We start from the raw sequence: 22,419 nt of genomic DNA on the forward strand, positions 1-22,419 counted from the left end.
CGCCGAGAGGAGGCACACCAAGGTGAAGTACGCCGCGGCCGGCGCCGCCCTCCTGCTGCTCATCGTCTTCGCGCTCATCGCAGCCATCACGAGCATCCTCACCAGCTCCGGAACGCCCGGAGGGATCGGCTGCGTCATCACGACCACGAACAGCAACTCGCAAGGCGGCCCGGCCGTGGCCTCCCTCGACGGTCTGGATGAGGAGCAGCAGAGCAACGCCGCGCTCATCGTGCAGACCGGCTTCCAACTGGGCCTTCCCTCCCGAGCAGCGGTGATCGCGGTAGCGACCGCCCTCCAAGAATCCAAGCTCCGCAACCTGCGCTACGGTCACCTCGACTCGCTGGGATTGTTCCAGCAGCGTCCCAGCCAGGGATGGGGAACGCCCGAGCAGATCCTCAACCCGACCTACGCGGCCCGCCAGTTCTACACCCACCTTGTCGCCGTCCCTGACTGGGTACAGCTGCCGCTGACCAAGGCGGCCCAAGCCGTCCAACGCTCCAACACCCCAAACGCGTACGCCTCATGGGAGCCGCTAGCACAGCGAACCGTCGACGCCCTCACCGGCTCCTGCGTCACCGTCATGCCCGGCGAGCACGCGGCGGTCGTCATCGCCTACGCCCAGGCTCAGCTCGGTAAGCCGTATGTATGGGGAGCCGAGGGTCCGGATGCCTTCGACTGCTCCGGGCTGACCATGCGCGCCTTCCAAGCCGCCGGAATCGCCATCCCACGCGTCGCCGCTGACCAATGGCGACACGGTCCGCGCATCCCGACCGGCCAGGAACAGCCCGGCGACCTCGCCTTCTTCAACATGCAAGACGACGGCCCCGGACACGTCGGCCTCGTCATCGGCAATGGTCAGATGATCCATGCACCCAACCGCCGAGAAGTCGTCAAAATCAGCTCCTACCAGCGGCGGGATCTGATCGGATTCACCCGGCCCCTCAGCCGTTCCAATCCCCGCTGACAAGAGCTGTAGGGCGGGTGAGGTGCAAGGCTTTCTTCTCCAATTCGCGGTCACGCTGAGGTACACCTTCGATACTGTCCGGGAAGCCCTCGTACGACGGTGCGATTGGAGGAGATTCAGACGAACGCGCTGCGCCTGGCCCCGCCGCCGCTCATCGTGAGCCTTCCGCTCGATCTGAATGGCCCCTTGAAGATCCAGCCCAAGCACAAAGTCGCGGGCATGCTCGTCGTCGACCGGGACTACGCCATCCGCACGCCGGAAGACTGGAACGTCCCCGGCGTATATCTCCTCATGGACCGACCAGACGCGATGGACCGATGGGGAGCCTACGTCGGCAAGGCCACCACGCCGGGCTTGCGCAAGCGCGTACTTGAACAGCTACAACGTGATCATTGGTACCGCGCCCTGCTCATCCGGAGCGAAGGCGGCCACCAGTTGCACAGCGGAGAGGCCGCCTGGCTGGAAGGGAAGCTCTACGACGGCCTCGCCGACGCCGCACAGGTCGACTTGCAGAATCGAAACCGCCCTCGCGACCTCACCCTCTCTGATGAGGACGAAACCAGCCTGGTCGAATACCTCCAGGCGGTTCCATGGACATTGCGGCTCCTCGGCCACACCCTTTATCCCTGCCCTTCCTCGGCCGCCGACGGCGGGACACCACTTCTTGAGATGATCAAGCCGGAGCCCGAGAAGGACACCAACCAGACAGAAGCTCGAGAGCTACGCGAAGCCGATGCCGCTGCGAAGCTGAAGCTTGCCGAGGTGCAGGCCAGAATCGAGCGGGCCCGCGCCAAAGCCGCAGAGTAGAACGCGGGAGTGAGCACTGCGATCTCGGTTCCTGCGGCTACCCAGGCCGTGTCCATCGAGAGGTCGGGGCCGGTGGTGCAGGAGGTCTGCCCCGGCCAGCACAATTCGCCTGTGCTGGCCGGGGCAGGCTACCTACGCCACCGGACCGGACTACCGGATCCAGCCCTCGCCCTTCTCCCCGCCGTGAACGCGGCAGGCGAGTTCTTCCTCAACGCTCAGCACGTGAGCCAGCAGGTGCTTCACCCCGCTGGTCAGCGCTTTGCGGATGCGGTGCCAGCCGTCGATGACCAGGAGGCCCCCGTTGGGGACCGGTACGACGATCAGCGGCTCGGACAGATCCACCTGCTGGGCGTGCTCATCGTCGATGTGGATCAGCTGCAGCAGCCCAGCCCAGGCAGCCACCTCGACTCGTCCGCCCGGAGTACGGTCCGCCGTCAGCTTCTTGGCGTGTGAGACGTTCCACCGCCACGCCATGAGCTGGAACATCTCGCCGTACGAACCTTCGGCCGAGTTCGTGACCGCCTCCGCGTCGCCGCTGGACTGACCGGTCCTGATGGTGCTGGCGCTCATCGGCCCGTCCCCCTCCATGCCGCCGCCGGAGAAGCCGATCCGCGCAAGCGAGCGTCTCCACGACCGCCGTCTTGGTCGCGGAGACGCTCCGCCGGAACTGTCGGCGAGATACTCGCCGCTACCTTGAGGAACTCGCGTGCGGCCGAACGCCGGACGAGAGCGAATCCGTAGTCGATGTGCACGAGAGCCAGGTCTTCTTCCGCCAACCCCCGCTCCGCCACTTCCTGAGTTGCGGGAGCGGCGGCGCCGTCGGCAGGGTGGTGGGTGAGGTAGCTGGCGATCCAGGACGCGTACCGCTCCAGTCCGTGGATGCTGTCCCCACCACCGCTGGGGTTCATGTCGGCGTCGTGCCGCAGGATCATGCTCCACCAGGTGTGCAGTGTCTGCGCGCGAAGCCCGACGGTCACCTGCCGGGCCGTCACGCGTTGCCCCTGCGCGAAGCTTTGCGCCAGGTCACGCACCACCTCCTCGTGTGTCTGCTGCGCCCGCTCGGCCACCGCGCGCGGTGACACCGCTCGGGAAGCGAGCGCGGGCGGGCTGGGGCTGGTGGGCGGGCTCGAGGGATGGCTGGTCATGAGGTGCTCCTCCGCTCTGAGTCGATGTTCGAGTTCGGGGCCGGGGCGTTTCCCCGGCACGTTGCGTGTTCGGCGAGCAGCTCGCCGGTGGCGGCCAGGAACCGGCGGGCTGCGGCGCGGGATGCGTGCGCGAGGCCGTGGTCCAACAGGGTTCCCGGCTTGGTGGAGGTGGGCTCGGCGGTCAGGTACGTACGGGCCCACGAGCGGACCCGGCGTACCGCGTGGTCGGCTTCGAGGTGGTGCTGGTTGATCTGCTCGTCCACCAGTTCCCACCACATGCGCAGCGCCTGGGTGAAGCTGGCCTGGTAGAGCGGCTCGCCAGTCAGCCGGAGCCCACGCTGCAACAGGTACGCCACTTCGGCGGCAGCGGCGTAGGCGGCGTGCTGGTTAGCGGCGAGCACCTGCTTTACCCGCCACTCGATCCGTGTGAGCTGGTCTTCTGTCTCAGTGGGTGGCACGTCGGGAGTGACCGTGGGTTGCTGATCAAGCGCGCCGGATACGTCCGTACCGCCTTTCTCATACGGCTGACGGTGGTCAGGGGGCATGTTCGTCATGCTGGGTTCCTTGGTTGGAGGGCTATTTCGCGAAGTGGCTTGCCGGGGTGGCAGGCCCGGCCAGGGCATCGGCCAAGGACCGGGTGGTGGCCAGGAACCCCTGCGCGGCCTGGCGGCGGGCTTGAGCCATCGCCTGCGCGAAGAGGTCGGCGTAAAGGAGCGGGCTGCCGTTCAGGAGGTGCTGTTCGGCCTGGTGACGGGTGCGCATGACGGCCTCGGCGCCGTCGAGCCCTTCACTGTTGATCAGGTCCATGACCTGCTGCCACCAGCCGCAGACGAACTGGGTGACGGCGAGCCGGGCCAGGTCCTCGGAGGCGAGGCCCTTGCCGGACTCGGCGGCGTAGGTGAGTTTGTCGATCGCCTCACACGCCTCGATCGAGGTGCGCGTGTAATGCGTCTCGGCCATGGTCTCGAGCTGTCCCATGATCTTCTCCTTGAGGTTGTGGTACGGCCCTGAACGGGCCGTACCGGATCAGCCGGGCGCTCAGGCGGTGGTGAGGAGCTTGAACGCGCGGATCTTGGTCTTGGTGTTGTCGTGGTCGTCGAGCAGGGCTCGCTCGGCCCGCACGGTGCCGATGTCACGGCTGCCGAACACGGGGCTCTTGTGGTCGAGCCGCTCGGTGACGGCGTTGTAGGCGGCCCAGCGGGTGTTCCTGATCGGTTCCTGGGTTGGGGCGCTGGTGAACAGCCACTCCAGCTCGCGCATCGTCATCTCGTGGTTCTTGCGCCGCAACTCTTTGGCGTTGGGGTCCATGGGGTGGAGGGCGGCGGCGAACTGCCGGAACTCCTTGACGTCCATCGGAACCGAAAGAAGCTTCTCGGCTTCGGCGGCGAACGCCTGCCCGTGTCGCCACGTCAGCTTGAGCGCCTCGCGTGCCTCCGCGATGCGCCCGGCGATGTGACCGGTGTGCCGGACAGTGAACTTGGCCGCGTGGTTACGCAACGCCGCGCGTTCGGTGTTCGCGCACACCACACGGACGGGGGTCGCAACGGTGGTGAACGCGCCCCAACCGTCGTGACGGGAGAACGCCGCCAGGTACAGGTCGACCTGGTCGAACCCGCCGACCATGAGCGGCTCGGGCAGGCGCATGGTGACGAAGACCCGCCGTCCGCCGTTCAGCGAACCGCCGGTGTCGAAGACCGCGCCGGACTCGTCCACCAGGGTCTGCAGGAAGTCGGTGACCTCCTCGTTCTGTACGACCTTGTAGTCCTTGCCGACCATGCCGAGCCGTTCGGGCTGACCGGTCACCGGGTTCGTGCGGACGACCAGGAAATCCTCATCGGCGGTAACGGGCTGTCCGGTGACGGGGTCGGTCACCGGACCGACCCCGACCTTGCGCACATCCCATCCGGCAAGCTGGGCGTTGTTCAGGAGTTCCTCGGCGGTCATCGGGCCGGGCGCGGTGTAGCCGAGCCCGTGCCAGCCGGGCTTCCCGGCAGCGGCGAAACCGGCTGAGCCGTTGGCGAAGATCTCTATCTCGTGGGCCATGACGGTGCCTCCTCAGGCGTGATGAAGCAGGTAAGGCGACTTGTTGATGCGGATCGTTGGTGTGGCCGTCCCAGGGACAGGCCGGGGTCCAGGCGACGCGTGCCCGGGGCGGGCGGGCTGGTGGGGTAGCCCGCCCGCGTGAAGATCAGTCGCTAGTGCTGTCGGTGGCGGCGAGGGCGAACCGGCGGGGCCGCTCACAGGTCAGCGCTACCTGACCGAGGCTGACGAGCCGGTCCAACGCGTTGGCCACCGCGCCGGACGAGGCGTCCAACACCCGCCCGATCTCGTACGGGGTGAACTCCTTACCGGGGTGCTCGGTCAGGTGGGCGTGCACCCGATCACGCAGCGCGCCCGGCCGGACCGTCACCCCGCCCCCGCCGTCGTTGCCAGCGCGGGTGGACGGCGTCCGCGCCGGGGCGGGGGTGACACCGGTCAGCACCGCGCGGGCCGTCCGATGCACCTGAGCGGCCTTGGCCATCGCCATTTCGAGGCGACCCAACGCCATCACCGCATCGCCGTTGTCGTCTTTCGCGGTGACCGTCCCGGACAGCAGGTCAGCCAACTCAAGGAGTTCGGCCCGTACCCTCGCCCAGGCCGGATCGGTGTCGGCAACCGGCTCAGCGGTCGGCTCAACTGGAGTCTCGTCGGCGTCCGGCGGGAAGGTCTGGATAGGCTCCACGTTCACCTCGGGAGCCTCGTCGCAGGCGGTCGGCTCGTCGCCGGATGCCGGGTACCACTCGTCCTTGTTCCGGTCCTCGTCGTCTCCGCGCGAGGCCAGCCCGGCCGCCACCAGCTGATCGAGCACCTTGATCGCGGCCTCCTGGGTCAGCCCGGCCGCTACGCCGATCGCGGCGGCAGACCAGCCGGAGTTGCCCTCCAACGCGGCCAGTACGGCCTCCTGGTGCGTGTCCAGCCCGGTGGCGTCCTCCGTCGTCTCATACAGATCAGCCACGTTCAGGTCGTCTGTTGTGGCAGCCGTAGGCGTGGCCTCCGCTGGATCGGGGAGGTCGACCTTTACGATCTGCTCCAAGGCGGCCGTGGAACTGTCGGTCATGTCGTCGTTGTCGGCCAGATACCACCGGTCCGGGGTGCGCCCCCGACCCTGACCGTCATGCCCGCCCGCCACACGCCGGGCCCGACCGTCGCCTTCGAGCTGGTTGAGGATCTTGCCCACCGCCACCCGGCTCATCCCGGCGGCCGCCCCGATCGCCGTGGCCGACCCGCCCGGCGTGGCGATCAGCGCGGCCCGTACCGCCGCCACACGGGCTTCCGCCCCGCCCTCGTTGTCGGTGTCCGAGGCTTGGATAGCCGGGCCGTCAGGGGCCGCCACAGGCGCGCCAGCGAGGGCGTCCGTGTCATTGGCGGCGTTTTCCGTGACAACCATTTCCGTGGCCTGAATAGCCATTCTTCCGATGCCCTTCCCGGTTGAATTCCCGGCCGGTGCGCGGCCGATGTTTTCGTTTGCGGCTCGACCATGTCTCGCGTCGTGGCGCATAGCAAGGGATACCGGAAACATTTTTCGTCACCGCGACGGCTGGAGAGGCTTACCTAACGACACCTTCTGCAAACTTGGAAAACATCTCGCGAGAAGGTCGCCGGACCGGCTTGACAATAGACGCGCGTACGAGTCACCCGACATTTATCCGAACGACGGCGGACCATGCCATGTTGCCCGATTCGGAGCTGGCAGCACCTCGCAAATAATCGCGCATCAGGCTTGACATCAATTAGAAGCCGAGCGTCCATAGAAATGCGCGGGGACCCCCAGCGCTCGGAACCGGGAAGCGAAAGGAAAACGCACGCATGATGCGACACACGATTACCGCCGACGACGAGGTCATCGTGAACGCCTCGCACGTACGCGGGCTGTCGGCCTACGGCCCCGGATGAACGCTGATGTGGGACGGCACCGACGCCGTCATCACCCGTCCCAAAAGCGGCGACGACGCCGCCCTACTGGAGATCATCAGCTACGAGGACATGTGCCAGCTACGCGACAACCGCGCCGAACAAGGCGATCCCCACGACGACGACACCATCGCCGCCGACCTGACCGACATCCTCTGTGACCACCATCCCATGCGGGCTGATCTCCCGACATACACGGATGTCTCGCCCGTTGGCACCCTGGCCATCAGCTAGTCCCACGTGATACCCCGGTCCCGGAACGCCCTGCGGCGAACCGGGGCCCCTACCGATACTCAACCCCATCCGACAACGGTTCCGCGCGGGCCGGGGCGGTACGCACCACACCCGGCACAGGCACCGGGCCGCACGCGACCGGCTGCCCCGGACAGCGCGGTCAGGCAACCGGCCGAACCTCGGCGGACGGCGACCGACCGGGCGGGCGAGGTTCTGCTCGCTTCCTTCGAGGCCCTCCCAACGGCCGGCCTCCCAACGGCCGGCCTCGCGCCGGCCGTGAGAAGGCCGGCCAGCAGAAGACGGAAAGCAATCAACGACGGGAACCCCGGCAATAATATGAGGACCGCACCACAACGGGCCCGCACATATATTCCTAGGCTCGCCTTAGGGCGAGTCGGGGCGTGCATCGCCTCGGACGAAACCCGCATGACCTGAGCAGACGGCCCGCCCACGGGTGATGCGCTCTCAGCGGCGACAGCGGACGCGACAACAAAGGGCGACACCGAGCGCGACAGCGAACAACGCCCTGCTTTTGAACCCGCTACAGCGACCGCGACACCCACGTGGTACCTCGGTTGTCCCTCAGCGGTGGATTCGTCTCGCCCCCTACGCGAGGCGAACCCACCCGGGTCCGCCCGCCCAGCGCCCCCTCCGCACGGGACGGGCGGACCGGTATCGACGCCCACCTGCGCCCCAGGTGTCAAGCCAGCACCGGCCATCATGTCGGGGCTGGGCTCCGGCCTCAGACTGCGACCGCGGCAGCCACTTTCGAGGACCTCGACCGAGTACGGCGATGACGAGGCCCACCCCCATCCACGTGCCCGGCACGGCCAGCTGGACGAGCATCTTCCCCGGCTCGCGCACCTGGTTGCGAGCGGCCCCGACGCCGACCCCACCGCCACCATCCGTTCGGCCACCGCCCCGCCCGCGCCCCGTCAGCGCCAGCAACCGCCCACGTGCCCGTCATCGACCGTTCGGCGACCAACGCCCCCGGCGGCGGCGCAGCGGCCGTCAGCGTGCCGCTTAGCCCAGCATCGCAACCATGACCCGCATGCGCCCCACCCGCGCCCGCGCCCGATATCGACGCCGAGTCCAACGGGGGGGACGCACTCGCCCTCGTCCAGCTCACGCCCGGCTCTCCATCCAGCAACCCGGCCAAAGCCGGCAGTACCGGACCAGGCTCTGGGCCACCGCGCTCGAACGCGCCCGGCACGGCCGAGTTTGGCCTAGACGGAATGGGTGGCAGGGCATGACGCAACTCCTGCGGCCCGGTCGCGCTGATGATGACCTGCTTGCCGCGCATTGCCAGCCACTGGTAGCCGACCACCAGGAAGGCCCAGTCGGGCCAGTCCCAGCGCAGCCCGGCCAGCGCCTGCTGTGCCCACGGCTCTTGCCCGAATGCGGACACCTGGTCCGCGTTCGGCCTCAGCTTGCCTCCCACAAGCCTGCGGAAGGGTCCAGGCCAGCAGCTCCTTCCTCGCCAACCAGCCCCGGCCTACTCGCCGAAACCGTCACGCCCTCCCGCAGGGCGCCCAGCCGACCATCCGGTACATCGCCCGAGGCTCCCTGCTCCCCCACGAACGCACAGCGGGGGCAGGCGACCTCGCCGATGATCACCGGGTCACTCGGCCCAGCAGGGACCGGCTCCAGCGCGAGATCAGCCCAGACCGCGTGGCCCGTGATCGCATCACCCGCGATCCCCGTCCGGGCCGCCAGCTCAGCCACCCCGGCCAGGCCCCACCCGTGCTCGGCCGCCTCGGGCACTGAGCCCGGCGCGCGGGAGAAGTCTGGGGATGGGCCGCCGCCCAGGTCATAGACGACGATCCGGGCCACGTCTGTGCCGCGTAGCACCTCGACCACGAAGAACCCCCGCTCCCGGCCCGAACGCGAGTGCCGCAGCGCGTTGCTGACCAGCTCGGCCGTCACCCACCGCGCGTCATCCACCCGGCCGGTGTCGGCCAGAAGCTCGCCCACCATGCGGCGCGCGGGAGCCGACTGATCTCCCCGCCCGGGAAAGGCCCGCCGCCAGGCCATCCCGCTCCACACCTGCGAGGCGCGCAGTGTCGACATCACCAGCCCCGGCGCCAGATCCGGGAACTCCTCCACCGCTGACGGCCGCTGGCACCTCGACGAAACGAGGAGAGGGTTCAGCTCGGCCGAACTGGCGTGCTGTGTGCGTGTGTCCATGCGGATGTCCCTTCGGTCACGCCCCCGGCCCATCCGGGGAGCGGCCTGCACGATCACTCACCTCGCCGCCCGAATCACACCCCCAACCCGCCACCACGCGCCCACCCGCTCCGGCCTGCGGCAACACCATTCCCACTACCGCCGACACCCGAGACCGACCCCGGCGATCACCCCACGCGGAGACTGGAGCCCCTCCCCAAAGGCCGCCTACTGTCCCCCCAACCCCGGGTGCGGGGCACCGACTCGCCCACCGCGCGTGGGCGGGAAAGGGGATGTCAACGCATGTCAGGTACCGGATACCAGACGCTTCTCGACTGCCGCCGCCGCAGCCGATACCTACGCCAGCACGGCTTCACCGTGGACCAGATCGCCGTCATCCTCAGCCTCGACCACCCCGCCACCCCGCTCCGCCTCTACCGGCATGCCGCCGGACTCACCGCGGCGCAGACGATCGAGGTCTTCCACCAGCTCGCCGACACCATCGGCGCCGGACTGCGCGAGTCTCGCCTCTACGACTACGAGAACTGGCCGCAAGCAGGCCGGCGCCCCTCCGTCTCCACGCTCTGCCTGCTGGCCCGCATCTACAGGACCCGCCCCGCCCATCTGCTCACGGCCGAGATGCTGGCCACCTACGCAGGGCACGACCAGCGCATTCTTCACGAAGAAGGGTGAGCCCCGGCCAGGGCATCGCCAGGTCTCCACTATCCGCCGCTCATCGACGCCCGGTTAACGAATGAACCGCTCATACACCTGCCGCGCCTGCGCACTCGGCACCGCGTCGATCTCCGCCAGCCGCTCCCTCAACAACTCGAACGAACGCCGTACCGCAGGCAGGCGCCCGAGCTCGCCTTGAACCGACATCAGCAGGCACCACAACGTCTCACTGCACGGATCGATGCGCTCGACCGCCAACCGCAGCACGTCCACCGCCCGGCCTGGATCATCGGCTCGCACCAGCTCGGCCAGCCGCTCAGCGGCATCCGCCGCCTGCCGCTGAGCGGCCTGCCGCAACGGCAGCACCCACAGATCATCACACCCAGCCAGCAGCGCCCCCCGATACAAGGCCAGCACCTCATGCAACGCCGCCACCCGCATAGCGTCCTCGGCCGCGATCGAGGCCAGCTTGCACGCGTCCTCGAACCGCCAAAAGTCCACATCGAACGATGCCGCAGGCAGCAGTCGCCGCTCCCCGGACTTCAGCACGAACCGCACGCCGGCCGCACACCCCACCGCCTGCCGCATAGCCCGGTTGATCTCCCGTACCGCTGACTCCAACCGGCGCCCGCCAACCTCCCCCGGCCACAGCGTCTCGGCGATCCCCTCCGCCGAAACTCCGTCCCGCGACACCGAGAGCAACGCAAACAACTCCCGCGCCTCGGCACGGCCGAAGGAGACCTCCGACCTGCCAAACGACAGTCGCGGTACCCCTAGCACCTCGACCTTCGCCTTCCCCTCCGCCGCTACGAACCCTGACCCTGGCCCGGCTGAAGCGCCTGGCACGAAGGGTGCCTCAGCCTCCGCTTCCGCACCTGCCTCTGCGACCGCCGGGCGGGAGCTGGGTTGGTCAAGCTGAGACGTAGGCACCGCCAGAGATTCACTGCCCTTAACGACGGCAACCGACTCCGTCGTCACGCAGTCGACCGCAGGTGCCTGCGCCCCAGCGGATGCCAGGACTACCGCCGGGGGTACTGCGGCGTCCTCACCGTTGCGACCATCGATATCGCGTGGACAGGCGGCACCTCCAGACAGGCTCACGGCAGAGCCCGCGCTCGCCTGCACGGGCCAGGACCGTAGACGACGGATAAGCGCAGCGCTTAGGACCATGAGCATGAGCCCGAACGCCAGTGCAGCACCCAGCGGGCCTCTCGCCTCAGACTCTGTCCTCGGCCTCACCGCATCGCCCAGTGCAGGCACAGGGGAAGACGTGGAGGCCGATGCCGACGGCGTTTCCGATGGAGCCGGTGGTGTGAGAACCATCGTGGACGATGGCTCCCTACGGTCCCTCCGTTGGCGCTGCTGACGGTCGGCCCTTGCCTGACGATCTCGGTTCAGAACTCGACTCGGAGCCCGGTCAGCTTCCCGGCCGCTTTCACGCGGCATGCGCGGTTCGGCATCGCTACTACGAAATCTAGCTGGCTCAGCTTCAGGCTGTTTCACCGTAGAAACAACCACATCACGTGGCTTCGACACCTTCTGCGGCTTTGGAGAGAGCGAGGCATGCACCGGATTGCGCTGCGACCGTTCCAGCAACTCCAGGAGATCCAGCGCCCGGCCTTCCATCAGGTCGCCATACACCAACGCACAGAACTTCTCGATGTCGTACACCTGACGTGGCGCTCGGCCCACCTGCGGACAGTAAGGCTCTGCGTTAGCCAACGCACTGGCTGGCGAACTGACGCCAACCAGAATTGACGCCGCAACCGCTGCGCTCAGCTTCCTCGCTACGTCTACGACGAGCTGCCGCCGCATACTGCCTCCCTGCCACTTCTGAGCCTTCGCACTGATCAGACCGTGCGCGGCACCGCAACAGGGGTGGTGAAACTCTCCACGGCAGCTACTGGCCGATAGCGCGGTGTCCAGGACAGCGAGAACGCCTATGACAGCGGGCCTCTGGAGCACAGCGCTCGATGGTGAGAACTCACCATCGCTCGGAACCACTCATCGCCCGACACGGCAGAAAGAGCCATCACAGCACGTGTTAGGGCCACTACTCTCTGATCGGAGGTGGCGGTGGACGGACAGGATCAGGTCAAAGCGCAGCGCCTATTGGAGGGCGTAGTCCCGGAAGAGATCTTCGTGTCGTACTCCATGCTGCTCACGGAGGGCGGCTGCCCTGAGGACGACGCCGCGTCCCTGCTGGGAAGCAGTGAGCAGGTCGCGGAACTTACGGCCCGTGGGATGGCTCATCGCCGGCCGGACGGCCCCTCGATGCCGCCGCGTCTCGTACCCGCTCCCCCAGAGCTCGCGCTGCAGGGCGTCTTGACGGATCTTTCACGCCGTCTCGTCAGCGATCAGGAGCGGTTGCTGGCGGGACACAAGCGACTGAGGGAGTTCCACCAGACGCCGGCCGCAGCGTCCTCGAACTCCGCGATGGACCGGCTCGTGCAGATCGTCACCGATCGGGACGAGATCAGCCGCCTGTCCTACGCACTCATCAACGCCGCGCGGCACGACTGGCTCACGTTGGACAACTACGTCCTGGAGGCGCCCGTCGAGGACTCCACCGGGTACGTACCGCTACCGGTCTTCGAGGGCCAGGTGCAATGCCGGGCGATCTATGAGACCCGCTGCGCTGAGCACCCGATCGGTGCGAAGACGATCGAGGCTGCGGTGGAAGCCGGGGAACAGGCGCGGCTGCTGCCTCGCATCGGGATGAAGATGAAGCTCGCAGACGAGGCAGTCGCGCTCCTTCCGCTGACGCCCACAGGGATGGGCGGGGCTCTGCTCATACGCTCGCCCGTCATCGTCGGTGCGCTGCGCGAGTACTTCGAACTGCTCTGGGAGAAGGCGATCCCGCTCGGAAGCATGGAAGCCGTCGGGCCACTCACCCCTGCGCAGTCGCAGGTACTGCAGTTGCTCAATCAAGGACTATCCGACGAGGCGATTGCCCGGCGGATGGACATCAGCGTCAACACCATGCGCAGACACTGGACCGCCATCCGCGATGCGCTGGACGTGGAGACCCGCTTCGCCGCCGGAGCCGCCGCAGCGCGCCGCGGCTGGATTAACTGAACCCGAGAGGCCCTGTCACATGCCCGAATACCTGGACTTCGTGCCCCAGCAACGATTCCAGCCCACCCTTGCGTTGTCCCCGGACGGTCAACTGGTCGCCTACTCCAGCCACGCCTCTGGGCGCTACGACCTGTGGGTCGTTCCCGTCACCGGTGGCGAGTCGCGCCGCGTGGCGGGCTTCGACGACCGGACAGTCCGCCAGATCGCCTGGACCCCCTCCGGCGGTCGGCTGGTCTTCACCGCCGACGAGAACGGGGACGAGCAGTTCCGCCTCTACCTCGTCGCTCTGGATGGCAGCGGCCTGACCGAGATCAGCTCCGGTCCGGACTGTCAGCGTGTCCTGGCCACGTCGCCGTTCGACCCGACCGGCCGCTTCCTGGCCTACACCGCCAACGACCGCGACCCCGCCGCTCAGGACCTCATCGTCCACGATCTGGAGACCAGTGAGCTCCGCCGCTTCACGCCCCCGCCAGGGGTCGCGTTCGAGGCCGTCAGCCTTTCCCCCGACGGCCGCTGGCTGCTGGCGACCGGGTTCCGTTCCAACACCGACATAGCCGTCTATCTCACCGACCTGAGTGACCCAGACGCCGAGCCGGTCTGCCTGACATCCGCCCTGGGTGAGGGCGTCTTCGACCCCGGAGTCTGGGCAGCAGACTCCAGCGGCTTCCACTTGCTCACCGACCACTGGAGCGAGTTCACCGCCGCCGCCTTCTACGACCTCGCAGCCAGATCCCTGCAGGCGATCGCGCGCCCGAAGTGGGACGTCGAGGTCCTCGACGCCGCCGCGGGAGTCCGCATCTGGTCAGTCAACGAGGGCGGCAGCTCCCGCCTGCACGCCGACCGCGACGGCAGCCCCATCTCGCTGCCCGGCATCCCGCCCGGCGTCATCTCCGCGCTGTCCCTGGCGCCTGACGCCTCTTTCGCGGTCGTCCTGATCAACTCCGCGGCGAGGCCGGCGGAAATAGCGGTGTTGGATCTAGCCCGCCACGAGTTTCGCTACCTCACCGACACCCGCCCTCCGGCACTGCACGTCATCGACCCCGTCGCCCCCGAGCTGATCACCTACCCGGCTCGCGATGGACGCGACGTCCACGCTCTGCTCTACCGCCCGGACGGCCCCGGCCCGCACCCGGTCCTGCTGTCCATCCACGGCGGCCCGGAATCGCAGGAACGCCCCCTCTACGCCCGCTCTGGTCTCTATCAGCATCTTCTCCACCAGGGCATCGCCATCCTGGCCCCCAACTTCGCCGGATCCACCGGCTACGGCACCGCGCATCAGAAGCTCATCTACTGTGACTGGGGCGGCATCGACCTCGACGACCTGGACCACGCCGTCAAGTACCTCCACACCCTCGACTGGACCGACCCGAACCGCCTCGCCGTCATGGGAGCTTCGTACGGTGGTTTCGCCGCTCTGTCCTGCCTGGCCCGTCTCCCTTACCCCTGGGCCGCGGGCGTCTCCATGTGCGGTCCGAGTAACCTCCTAACCTTGGCGAAGGCGTCGCCCCCTACCTGGAAGACCTTTGTCGCCACCGTCCTCGGCGACCCCGACACGCGCGCCGAACACCTCCTAGAGCGCAGTCCCGTCACCTACGCCGATGGCATCAACGCTCCCCTGTTCGTTCTCCAGGGAGCCCATGACCCACGCGTTCCTCAGGCCGAATCCGACCAGATCGTCACCCGGCTACGCGAACGCGGCGTCGAAGTCCGCTACGACATCTATCCCGACGAAGGCCACGGCTTTACCAACCGCGCCAACGAACTGACCGCGTACGAGGCCATCAGCGCGTTCCTCCACAACCATCTGATCGCCACCACGGCCGACCGCCCCAAACCGCTCCATGTGGGCTGAAAGTTCTAGATAGAACAGTTGACGGCGCTCATCTTTCAGATGAGCGCCGTCAGAGGTCCATGACGTCGTGTCCTTGTTCCCGCCGGACACCAGGTTGGTGGCCGTGGGACGATGCTCAGCCGTCGCCCCACGGCCACGCCTCCGGGCCGGGCCTTACCTCGGAGGCGCTTTGCCGTGGCCAGGTATCTGGGGTTCGCAGCCACGGCCTGAAGATCGCTACTTAGATCAGAGCGTGCCCTGCGCCAGCTTGCGTGGATGTGCCCCCGCGCGGCTACCTCGGAGATGCGGCCGGAACCGGAGGCAAAGTTCCCACCCGGCCAGGGGAAGGTGGCAGATGCGGCCGTCCGGCGGGACGGCCGTCCATCATGGCCGAAGACCGCTGTCTGGTAGCGGTCATGATGTCTTCCCCTCCAGCGAAGCGTTACCGCGGTCCTGCTGGAGGAGCCAAAGATCGCGGAAGAGACCGGGCTGGGTCGTCAGCTGGGAAAACGTGCCCTCGGCAGTCACGCGCCCGCCTTCCATGACCACGATCCGGTCCGCGACGACCGTGTTGGCGAGGTTGTGGGTGACCAGAACGATCGCCCGGTCTTGCGCGAGTTCGCGCAGCCCGGTGAACACCAGGTGTTCGGCACGGGCGTCCAGGTCGGAGGTAGGCTCATCCATCACCAGCAGGCCGGCGTTCCGGTGGATCGCTCGGGCTCCCGCGATGCGCTGCCATTGCCCAGAGGAGAGGGCCTGGCCGCCCCACCACTCACGCGCCAGCAGCGTACCCAAGCCACTACGCAGCACGTTGATCACCGCGTCGGCGCCGCTGGCGGCCGCCGCGCGATGGACGGCGTCATCCCCGCCGGGCTGGGGCTGGCCGAGGTGGATGTTCTCGCGGGCGGTCATCGGCCAGCGGGCGAACTCCTGCGGCACGACCGCGCACTGTTTCCACAGGGCGTGCGGGTCCAGGTCGCGGGTGCTGACGCCGTCCCAGGTGACCACGCCCTCTGTGGGCAGGTTGAGCCCGGACAGCAGCTTCATGAGCGTGGTCTTGCCGGAGCCGTTCTCCCCCACCACGGCGACGATCTCGCCTTGCCGGACCTCGAAGTCCACCTCGTGCAGGGTGGCGGCTTCGGCCTCGGGGTAGCGGTAGGTGACCTGGTGTAGCGCGACCTGCTTGGGGCGGTCCGGCACGATGGTCCCCCGATCCAGGCGCTGCCCGGCGGTCTCCTGAATGAATGCCTCCCAGTCGTCCATGTACCGGCCGGTGCGCATCAGCTCCGAGCCGTACCCGACGATGCCGTGCAGCCCTGAGGAGGCCGAGCGCAGCGCGAAGACCAGCGTGCCGGCCGCTGCGGCGGTGATGGCCCCGGTGCCGAGCAGCAGCATCACCCCGGCCCACATCAGGGCCGAGGCCAGGCCGCCGATGGAGGACCCTACGAGGTTGATCTTGGCGCGTTTCCAGGCGGCGTCATCGTTGACCCGGTCCACCCGCACGCCGAACGCCCTGTACTTGGCGAGCAGGTAGGGGGCCAGGGTGTCCGTACGGATCTGATCGGCTTGCTCTTTGTGGGTCAGGTGCCAGCGCAGCATGCTCAGCATCCGGCGCTCCTGGAAGGTCTTCAATATCGCCAGGTAGGCGACCCGCTCACCGGCGAGGGACGCCAGTGCCTGCGGGACGGTGGTCAGCACAAGCAGGGGCAGCAGGACCGGCGCCAGTGTGGCGATCACCACCGTGGCGGCGATCAGGGTGGTCAGGGATGCGACCAGGTTCTGAGATTCCCCGATCATGTCCTGGCTGACGCTGACGCCCCGGTCGGCCTTGTCGCACCGGTCATCGAACCCCGGGTGGTCGTAGGCGGCCATCTCAGCGTTCGTGGCCGCCTCCAGGAGGCGGTACTCGGCTTCGCGGCCGATGCGCGGGCCCAGCCGGTTCGACAGGCCCCCTACCGCGATGCCCAGAAGTGCGCGCAGACCGGCAGCACCGGCCAGGACCACGATCGAGGGCAGGGCCTCACGCAGGTGCGCGGGGTCATGGGCGGATTGGATCAGCGCGCCGAGCGCCGCGGTCGTGGCGAGCAGGCCGAGCGCCTCCGCCAGGCCGGAGATGATCTGGCAGACCAGCAGGACGATCACTGCGCGCCGGTCCACGGCCCAGGCCAGAGCGAACGATCGGCGGACCAGTTGCGGCAGGCGTCGGCTGAGTTGCCTCCAGGTGAGGTGATCTGTCCATTCGGTGTCGCCGCCGCTGAAGTTGAACGTCAGCTCTTCGTTGTGCTGCTGTTCTTCGCCGTGCTGGTGCTGTTCGGGGGTGGGATCGGCGACGGTTGCCTTGTCGGACACGTCAGCGGGCTCCTTTCCGGTGCGGGGGCGAACGGGGCGAGGGCATTGCGTGCTCTGCAGTACTGCGCGTACGGCCCGGACGTCACTCGACTGGCTGCCTCACCTCCCATCGTCATTACGAAGAGCTCCTTAGCAAGTGCTGTGAGTAACAGTCTCAGGTGCCACCGACAATTCCGCCGCTCACCGTGATCGACTCCTTCCTTGCATGATCAGAGGAGGGCCTGGAGAAGAAGGCCGGGATGGCGGGGCCTGAGATCCCTCACGCACTTGGAGTTTCATCGGTGCCGGTGAGGTCGATGGGGATAGTGTTTCTCGCGTCGATGACACATGGGCTCATGTGTCGTTGGGTGTCTGGCGTGTCGGTCTTGTCGAGCCTCCAGAGGAGGAGCTGACTGTGTCAGTGCTCATCGCTCGCATCCGAGCAGTCGGTCACGAAGAACTTCGCTCTCGGGCTGGTGTGGGGGTGTCCCGTGGCGATCAGTGACTCCGACATCTCGAGCGCGCTTTCCGCCTACCTTGACCGCTACCCAGACGAGGCCGCGCTGCTGTCTGAGCCGGTGCACCTGCTGTCTCAGGGAGGGGATTTCGCCTCGCGGCGGAATTTTCTGATGCACGTGACTGTCGGTGCGCTGCTGGTCCGCGGTGGCGCCAAGGTCCTCCTTGTCGAGCACCTCGCGTACGGGATCGTGTTGCAGCCCGGAGGTCACCTGGAGCCGACCGATACCACGCTGATCGGTGCGGCAGTGCGCGAGTTGACGGAGGAGACCGGGATTGACCCCGCAGAGGTTGTCCCGGCGTCGCAGACCCCCGTCTACATCGAGTACGGCGCGGTTCCAGCCCGGCCAGCGAAGGATGAGCCGGAGCACTATCACCTCGACATCGGATTCGCCTTCGTGACAGATGCGGACGTGGGGCGTATCCAGGAGTCCGAGGTGACGGGTGCCGCCTGGTACCCGCTCGCCGAGGCCGAGCGCCTTGTCGGGCACCGCATTGCGCGAGCGGTACCGGCCCGGATCGGTTGACCGGCCCCGGCGAACGCTTCCGGTCGGCAGCGGCGCCGGATCACGATGCGCACCGGTCGCAACCTCAGCCGACGTCGGCCGGGCCATGGTGTCTACTCCTCAAAGGACGGTTTGACGGTTCGGTCCCGGCTCCGCTTGAGCTCGAAGAAGCCGTGCGTCCCGGCGACCAGGACCAGCCCGTCCCAGAGACGTCCGGCAGCTTCACCGCGGGGGGCCTGCCTGAGGACGGGGCCGAACAGGGCCGTACCCGCGATGCGGAGAACGGGCGTCCCGACATCGAGGCCGACCTCGTTGAACGCCTCGTCGTGCGAGTCCTTGATGAGCTGATCGAACTCCGTGCTTGGGGCGGCTGCGGCCAGTGAGTCGGGCAGGCCCGCCTCCGCGAGAGCTTCGGTTATGACCGTGGGATCATCGCGACGTCCTTGGTTGTGCAGCCGGGTGCCGATGGCGGTGTACAGCGGTCCGAGGACGCCACGGCCACCGTGCTCAGCGGCTGCCGCGCAGATGCGCACCGGACCCCATGCCTTCGTCATCAGGTCCCGGTAGGCTTCGCTGAGTCCCTTGCCCTCGCGCTGGACGAGATTTAGGTAGGCCAGCGACATGATCCGCCAATCCGGGTGCACTGGCCGAACCTGTTCGACCTCCAGGAGCCAGCGCGAGGTGATCCACGCCCAGGGGCACAGCGGATCGAACCAGAACGGGACCTCGTCGCGGTCCGGCTGTTCCTTGATCATCAAGATGAGCACCGTCCTCTCTCAGACCGATTTCGCCTATGACCTCTCCCGGCCGGGAGATTAGATATCGAACAATCCGCCTTGGGCGGGCATGTTGCACTTGGCCGTGCGCCCCGCGATTTTCACCAGAGCCGCCAGATCGCTGAGCTGACCGCCCTCGTCCGCGGCGCTGACGAGCCGGACGAACACCTGCGCGGTGACGTCAACGTCGGCGTAGGCCCTGTGGCGATCCGCCGGCTGCTTGATGCAAAAGTGCGCCAGCAGCATGTCGAGCTGGTAACTCGGCAGGCCTGGGACGACGTATTTGGCAAGCGGGATGGTGTCAAGAAGATCAATGCGGGCCAGCGCCGGACAGTGCTCGCGCTGGTTGTAGATGATGTTGGCCTCGGTGGCGGCGTGTTGAGCCACCAGCAGGTACTGCTTGCCCGCGGCGAACCGTCTATCGAGCGCGCCCAGCGCCTGGGCCGGGCTGGGGGCCTGATTCACCTGCTCGACGGTCAAGCCGGTTTGAGCCGTAACGGCTGGCGTCACCGGGGCGAACGCGGGCGGCCGGATGAGAGATGCAAACGGCCTGCAGGCCGCCGTCCACGCGCCTTCCTCGTAGCGGAGTGCGAGAGCGGCGACCTCGATGGGCTGGGCCGGGTAGCCCTTGGGGGTTGTTGCCTCGAAGTCGATGACCACGAACGTCGTCGCCAGGAAGGCAGGGTCTTCCGTCAATCCGCCCATGTATCCACCGTTCTCGCAGGGTCCGCGGCGTTGCCGGCCCACGTCCGCCACATCGAGGAGAGCATGCCTGAGTGCCAGCCGTCGTGTGCCGTCACTGACCGATGAGGCGGGCAACGGCCTGAGTGGCGGTGTGCAGGTCCGGCGCGTTCCAGAGGCGCTCGCCCGTCCAGGTCTCGCACAGGGACCGGTACAGGTCCGACATCACCGGCAGGAATTCGGGCGGGAGTGGTGCCGGACGCGGCCACTGGCTCCTGGGCACGCCGTCGGCGGTCAGCTTGCTGACTGGCACCTCGAGCCCGTTGTCCACGTACCAGTTCCGCAGGACCTGCTTCCCGCAGTGCACTCCGTGGAACATCAGGCGGCTTTCGTCAGGTGTACCCGGGCTGTCGGCAAGCACGATGCGCGCATCGCTCGACACCAGGTACTCGAGCTTGCCGTCGGAGTGGCTCAGCCCGAGTTTGCGTGCGTGCTCGGTCAGCACCTCGTTGACCTTGACAGTGGTGTCGCGCATCGTCTGGAACTGCTCGTCGTTCAGGCCGGCGAGGCGCTGGGCCTCGGGCTCGCCGATGAACCGGTTGACGTCTTCTCGCGTCGTCGCGTACTCGATGAGCGGATGCGGCAGCATCTTGCCGACCTCGGGGATGCCGCGGAGGCCGACCTCGGCCGGTGTCAGCGCCCCATCTGCGAGCCTGCGGTGAACGGAGCTACCTTGAGGGAGCTCGTTGCGGAAGAGGACCTGCACGGGAACGAGATAGTTTCCAGCGTCCGGGTTGAGCGGCCTGGCGTCTGGGTCCGGGACACGCGCGAGATCGAACTCGATCCGATTCGGGGCGATGAACCGGCGGAAATGGGTTCGCACGCCCGCCGCCTCCAACATTGTGAAGTTGAAGACGGCCATGCGGCAGATCGCCTCGCCTTTCCCGGGGATCAGGTCCGGCATCCTGCCGTAATGAAACACCGTGTAGTTGTCCGTGTACTCGAAGATTCCGACCCCTTCCCTCCTCGTCGTGGGTGGTTCGATGATCTCCAGGTTCTTGGTCGAGTGGAGGACGGGCATCATGCTCTCCTGGTGCGACGGCCTCATGCCGTCATCTGGCGGGAATCTGCTGATCGTGGCGCCGTGGTGTCCGGCGAAGCGTCGTTCGGTGCGACCGCCGCCTCGCGGGCGGCGGCTGGCCGGAGCCCGCTACGCCGTGGCGTCCCGCTCGGCATCGGCGCCCTGGCGCCTGAAGCAAAGCGGAGGCTCCCTCACCGCCTTCGTCGGTGGGAGCCAGGTGGCCGTCTACCACCGCGATCACGTGCATGCCGGCTGCGTGGGCGGAGGTAACGCCGTCGTGAGCGTCGTCGACGGCGAGGCAGCGGTCCGGCGGGACGTCGAGGCGTCGGGCAGCCGCGAGGTACAGGTCCGGGGCCGGCTTGCCGTGCGGAACGTCTTCTCGCGCGACGACGGCTGCGAACTCCGGTCTCAGGCCCAAAGCGTCGATCCCGGGCTCGACGAGAAGTCGGCTGGCGCCCGACGCCACGGCGCAGGGCAGTCCAGCACGGCGCGCGGCGCGCAAGAGGGAGATGACGCACGCGATGGGGGTGATGGCGTGCACGTTGGCCAGCAGGTGGGTGCGGCTCTGTCGGATGATCTCGTCGTGAGGCAACTGCCGGCCGTCTGGTAGCGCGGCCAGCAGGTCGCGGATGGACAGGCCGACGTGTCGGCCATACCAGTCGTGGTCCAGGTCGACGCCGTGTGGCTGTAGTGCCGCTCGTAGTGCCTGCTCATGGCTGGGCGTCGTGTCGGCGAGGGTTCCGTCGAAGTCGACGAGTAGGGCCTCGATGCCGTCGGGGATCGCGGGCGCGCAGCACCTCGGTGAAGCCGGGGCCGGGGAGGTCGAGGGGCGGGCCGCCTGCTTCATGCCGGCGCCGATTCCGCGCGGTGACCGCAGCACATGCACCGGACTCCCGGGCCCTGCCACGGCTCGGGCAAGCAGCCCAGGCTGGTTCCGGCGTCGTGGATCCACGCCCGGATCAGCTCGGCCGCCTCGTACTCGCCGACGCTGCGCCGGTCCACGACCCGGTAGCGTGCCGGATCGGTGGCGGCGAGCCGCTCGAAGAGCGCACATGCCTCACGCATGAACGTGGCCTGCTCGGTGGTGAAGACCCACCGGTCACGCCGCTGCGCGCGCACGACGGCCTCGCAGGCATCGTCGGTGACGAGGATCGTGAGATCAGGGAGGGGCCGGTAGGAGGAGGCGAACTCCAGCAGGGCGGTTGCCGTCTCAAGGGCAGCGTCCGGGTCGTCGGGGCGCAATTGCAGAGCCTGGCACACCGCCGTGGAATCGACGCCGCGGCCCTCGACGACGGCACGCCCGCTGGACAGCTCGGGAATGACGGTGTCCAGGTCATACCGCTTGATGGCCAGCAGGAACACCGCCTCGGCCAAGGGAGTGCCCCCGCGAAGGAACGGGTCCCCGGCGCTGGCCTCACGCAGGCAGCGGAGCAGGGCTTCGCCCAGTCCAGGGCGCCCGTTCGCCCGCTGGGAGAACCCGTCGAGCCTCAGCGGCTTGTCGTCGAAGGCTTCGTCGACGGCGCGGTTGGTCAGATACGTCTTGCCGACTCCGGTGATGCCTTCGACGGAGATCAGCGGGCCTCGGGTGCAGGAATGGCGTACCGGTGTGATCGTCATGCGGCAAGATCCGTTCAGGGGCGAGGACAGGGCGCTGCCGGAAGAGTCGTCCCGGTCGGGTTG

At 67.8% G+C, this 22,419-nt stretch carries 21 protein-coding genes; 7 read left to right on the plus strand and 14 right to left on the minus strand.

Features of this window, described 5'->3' with window-relative positions:
• The first annotated feature begins 22 nt into the window (after nucleotides 1-22).
• The gene (locus tag ACQPWU_RS56610; RefSeq protein WP_433435363.1) at nucleotides 23-964 is read left to right on the plus strand and encodes a C40 family peptidase; all 942 of its coding nucleotides are present in this window, start codon (nucleotides 23-25) and stop codon (nucleotides 962-964) included.
• Between the two features lie 105 nt (nucleotides 965-1,069).
• Nucleotides 1,070-1,771 (plus strand): hypothetical protein, encoded by a 702-nt coding sequence (locus tag ACQPWU_RS56615; RefSeq protein ID WP_433435364.1) that lies wholly within the window; start codon nucleotides 1,070-1,072, stop codon nucleotides 1,769-1,771.
• 150 nt (nucleotides 1,772-1,921) lie between these two features.
• Here the strand turns inward: ACQPWU_RS56615 and ACQPWU_RS56620 are convergent, their stop codons facing one another.
• The 6 genes from ACQPWU_RS56620 to ACQPWU_RS56645 form a co-directional block, all read right to left on the minus strand.
• Nucleotides 1,922-2,341 (minus strand): hypothetical protein, encoded by a 420-nt coding sequence (locus ACQPWU_RS56620; protein ID WP_433435365.1) that lies wholly within the window; start codon nucleotides 2,339-2,341, stop codon nucleotides 1,922-1,924.
• Nucleotides 2,338-2,916, minus strand: coding sequence for a hypothetical protein (locus ACQPWU_RS56625; protein WP_433435366.1), 579 nt, complete (start codon nucleotides 2,914-2,916; stop codon nucleotides 2,338-2,340). The genes ACQPWU_RS56620 and ACQPWU_RS56625 overlap by 4 nt, the downstream gene beginning before the upstream one ends.
• Complete coding sequence (locus tag ACQPWU_RS56630; protein WP_433435367.1) at nucleotides 2,913-3,470, minus strand: hypothetical protein; 558 nt, start codon at nucleotides 3,468-3,470, stop codon at nucleotides 2,913-2,915. Before ACQPWU_RS56630 ends, ACQPWU_RS56625 begins: the two co-directional genes overlap by 4 nt.
• Before the next feature lie 22 nt (nucleotides 3,471-3,492).
• Nucleotides 3,493-3,894, minus strand: coding sequence for a hypothetical protein (locus ACQPWU_RS56635; protein ID WP_433435368.1), 402 nt, complete (start codon nucleotides 3,892-3,894; stop codon nucleotides 3,493-3,495).
• A 60-nt stretch (nucleotides 3,895-3,954) separates the two neighbouring features.
• Nucleotides 3,955-4,959, minus strand: coding sequence for a DUF932 domain-containing protein (locus ACQPWU_RS56640; protein ID WP_433435369.1), 1,005 nt, complete (start codon nucleotides 4,957-4,959; stop codon nucleotides 3,955-3,957).
• 145 nt (nucleotides 4,960-5,104) lie between these two features.
• The gene (locus ACQPWU_RS56645) at nucleotides 5,105-6,343 is read right to left on the minus strand and encodes a MarR family transcriptional regulator (protein WP_433435370.1); all 1,239 of its coding nucleotides are present in this window, start codon (nucleotides 6,341-6,343) and stop codon (nucleotides 5,105-5,107) included.
• Nucleotides 6,344-6,855: 512 nt separating this feature from the next.
• On the opposite strand from ACQPWU_RS56645, the gene ACQPWU_RS56650 reads away from it, so the two are divergent.
• Entirely contained in the window at nucleotides 6,856-7,101 is a 246-nt protein-coding gene (locus tag ACQPWU_RS56650; RefSeq protein ID WP_433435371.1) for a hypothetical protein, read from the plus strand.
• Nucleotides 7,102-8,526: 1,425 nt separating this feature from the next.
• Here ACQPWU_RS56650 and ACQPWU_RS56655 read toward each other — a convergent pair.
• Complete coding sequence (locus tag ACQPWU_RS56655) at nucleotides 8,527-9,288, minus strand: ATP-binding protein (RefSeq protein ID WP_433435372.1); 762 nt, start codon at nucleotides 9,286-9,288, stop codon at nucleotides 8,527-8,529.
• A 282-nt stretch (nucleotides 9,289-9,570) separates the two neighbouring features.
• Here ACQPWU_RS56655 and ACQPWU_RS56660 point away from each other — a divergent pair, with 282 nt between their 5' ends.
• Nucleotides 9,571-9,960, plus strand: coding sequence for a helix-turn-helix domain-containing protein (locus tag ACQPWU_RS56660; RefSeq protein ID WP_433435373.1), 390 nt, complete (start codon nucleotides 9,571-9,573; stop codon nucleotides 9,958-9,960).
• Nucleotides 9,961-10,014: 54 nt separating this feature from the next.
• On the opposite strand, the gene ACQPWU_RS56665 is transcribed toward ACQPWU_RS56660, so the two are convergent.
• Nucleotides 10,015-10,500, minus strand: a complete 486-nt coding sequence (locus ACQPWU_RS56665) for an AfsR/SARP family transcriptional regulator (RefSeq protein ID WP_433435374.1) — start codon at nucleotides 10,498-10,500, stop codon at nucleotides 10,015-10,017.
• Nucleotides 10,501-12,012: 1,512 nt separating this feature from the next.
• On the opposite strand from ACQPWU_RS56665, the gene ACQPWU_RS56670 reads away from it, so the two are divergent.
• A complete protein-coding gene (locus ACQPWU_RS56670; RefSeq protein ID WP_433435375.1) occupies nucleotides 12,013-13,020 on the plus strand; it encodes a LuxR C-terminal-related transcriptional regulator in 1,008 nt (335 codons plus the stop codon).
• Nucleotides 13,021-13,039: 19 nt separating this feature from the next.
• Nucleotides 13,040-14,872: a S9 family peptidase gene (locus ACQPWU_RS56675; RefSeq protein ID WP_433435376.1), complete on the plus strand. Its 1,833-nt coding sequence runs from the start codon at nucleotides 13,040-13,042 to the stop codon at nucleotides 14,870-14,872.
• A gap of 393 nt (nucleotides 14,873-15,265) precedes the next feature.
• On the opposite strand, the gene ACQPWU_RS56680 is transcribed toward ACQPWU_RS56675, so the two are convergent.
• Nucleotides 15,266-17,200, minus strand: a complete 1,935-nt coding sequence (locus ACQPWU_RS56680) for an ATP-binding cassette domain-containing protein (RefSeq protein WP_433435377.1) — start codon at nucleotides 17,198-17,200, stop codon at nucleotides 15,266-15,268.
• Nucleotides 17,201-17,670: 470 nt separating this feature from the next.
• On the opposite strand from ACQPWU_RS56680, the gene ACQPWU_RS56685 reads away from it, so the two are divergent.
• Nucleotides 17,671-18,222: an NUDIX hydrolase gene (locus tag ACQPWU_RS56685; protein ID WP_433435378.1), complete on the plus strand. Its 552-nt coding sequence runs from the start codon at nucleotides 17,671-17,673 to the stop codon at nucleotides 18,220-18,222.
• Between the two features lie 92 nt (nucleotides 18,223-18,314).
• On the opposite strand, the gene ACQPWU_RS56690 is transcribed toward ACQPWU_RS56685, so the two are convergent.
• The 5 genes from ACQPWU_RS56690 to ACQPWU_RS56710 all read right to left on the minus strand — a co-directional run bounded on the left by ACQPWU_RS56690 (nucleotide 18,315) and on the right by ACQPWU_RS56710 (nucleotide 22,356).
• Entirely contained in the window at nucleotides 18,315-18,956 is a 642-nt protein-coding gene (locus ACQPWU_RS56690) for a mycothiol-dependent nitroreductase Rv2466c family protein (RefSeq protein WP_433445545.1), read from the minus strand.
• Nucleotides 18,957-19,016: 60 nt separating this feature from the next.
• The gene (locus ACQPWU_RS56695; protein WP_433435379.1) at nucleotides 19,017-19,682 is read right to left on the minus strand and encodes a 3'-5' exonuclease; all 666 of its coding nucleotides are present in this window, start codon (nucleotides 19,680-19,682) and stop codon (nucleotides 19,017-19,019) included.
• 91 nt (nucleotides 19,683-19,773) lie between these two features.
• Nucleotides 19,774-20,766, minus strand: coding sequence for a phosphoribosylaminoimidazolesuccinocarboxamide synthase (locus tag ACQPWU_RS56700; RefSeq protein WP_433435380.1), 993 nt, complete (start codon nucleotides 20,764-20,766; stop codon nucleotides 19,774-19,776).
• 4 nt (nucleotides 20,767-20,770) lie between these two features.
• Nucleotides 20,771-21,586 (minus strand): HAD family hydrolase, encoded by an 816-nt coding sequence (locus tag ACQPWU_RS56705; protein ID WP_433435381.1) that lies wholly within the window; start codon nucleotides 21,584-21,586, stop codon nucleotides 20,771-20,773.
• Nucleotides 21,583-22,356 carry a thymidylate kinase gene (locus ACQPWU_RS56710; protein WP_433435382.1) on the minus strand — a complete coding sequence of 258 codons (774 nt, stop codon included), beginning with the start codon at nucleotides 22,354-22,356 and terminating at the stop codon, nucleotides 21,583-21,585. The genes ACQPWU_RS56705 and ACQPWU_RS56710 overlap by 4 nt, the downstream gene beginning before the upstream one ends.
• Between the last annotated feature and the right edge of the window lie 63 nt (nucleotides 22,357-22,419).

The sequence above is a fragment of the Nonomuraea sp. CA-141351 genome, from assembly GCF_050944675.1.
Taxonomy (GTDB): Bacteria; Actinomycetota; Actinomycetes; order Streptosporangiales; family Streptosporangiaceae; genus Nonomuraea.

What these genes read in the sequence shown, in the direction of transcription:
- ACQPWU_RS56620 (WP_433435365.1), bottom strand. Translation starts at nt 2,341, where the DNA reads ATGAGCGCCAGCACCATCAGGACCGGTCAGTCCAGCGGCGACGCGGAG.
- ACQPWU_RS56625 (WP_433435366.1), bottom strand. Translation starts at nt 2,916, where the DNA reads ATGACCAGCCATCCCTCGAGCCCGCCCACCAGCCCCAGCCCGCCCGCG.
- ACQPWU_RS56630 (WP_433435367.1), bottom strand. Translation starts at nt 3,470, where the DNA reads ATGACGAACATGCCCCCTGACCACCGTCAGCCGTATGAGAAAGGCGGT.
- ACQPWU_RS56635 (WP_433435368.1), bottom strand. Translation starts at nt 3,894, where the DNA reads ATGGGACAGCTCGAGACCATGGCCGAGACGCATTACACGCGCACCTCG.
- ACQPWU_RS56640 (WP_433435369.1), bottom strand. Translation starts at nt 4,959, where the DNA reads ATGGCCCACGAGATAGAGATCTTCGCCAACGGCTCAGCCGGTTTCGCC.
- ACQPWU_RS56645 (WP_433435370.1), bottom strand. Translation starts at nt 6,343, where the DNA reads ATGGTTGTCACGGAAAACGCCGCCAATGACACGGACGCCCTCGCTGGC.
- ACQPWU_RS56650 (WP_433435371.1), top strand. Translation starts at nt 6,856, where the DNA reads ATGTGGGACGGCACCGACGCCGTCATCACCCGTCCCAAAAGCGGCGAC.
- ACQPWU_RS56655 (WP_433435372.1), bottom strand. Translation starts at nt 9,288, where the DNA reads ATGGACACACGCACACAGCACGCCAGTTCGGCCGAGCTGAACCCTCTC.
- ACQPWU_RS56660 (WP_433435373.1), top strand. Translation starts at nt 9,571, where the DNA reads ATGTCAGGTACCGGATACCAGACGCTTCTCGACTGCCGCCGCCGCAGC.
- ACQPWU_RS56675 (WP_433435376.1), top strand. Translation starts at nt 13,040, where the DNA reads ATGCCCGAATACCTGGACTTCGTGCCCCAGCAACGATTCCAGCCCACC.
- ACQPWU_RS56690 (WP_433445545.1), bottom strand. Translation starts at nt 18,956, where the DNA reads ATGATCAAGGAACAGCCGGACCGCGACGAGGTCCCGTTCTGGTTCGAT.
- ACQPWU_RS56695 (WP_433435379.1), bottom strand. Translation starts at nt 19,682, where the DNA reads ATGGGCGGATTGACGGAAGACCCTGCCTTCCTGGCGACGACGTTCGTG.
- ACQPWU_RS56700 (WP_433435380.1), bottom strand. Translation starts at nt 20,766, where the DNA reads ATGAGGCCGTCGCACCAGGAGAGCATGATGCCCGTCCTCCACTCGACC.
- ACQPWU_RS56705 (WP_433435381.1), bottom strand. Translation starts at nt 21,586, where the DNA reads ATGAAGCAGGCGGCCCGCCCCTCGACCTCCCCGGCCCCGGCTTCACCG.
- ACQPWU_RS56710 (WP_433435382.1), bottom strand. Translation starts at nt 22,356, where the DNA reads ATGACGATCACACCGGTACGCCATTCCTGCACCCGAGGCCCGCTGATC.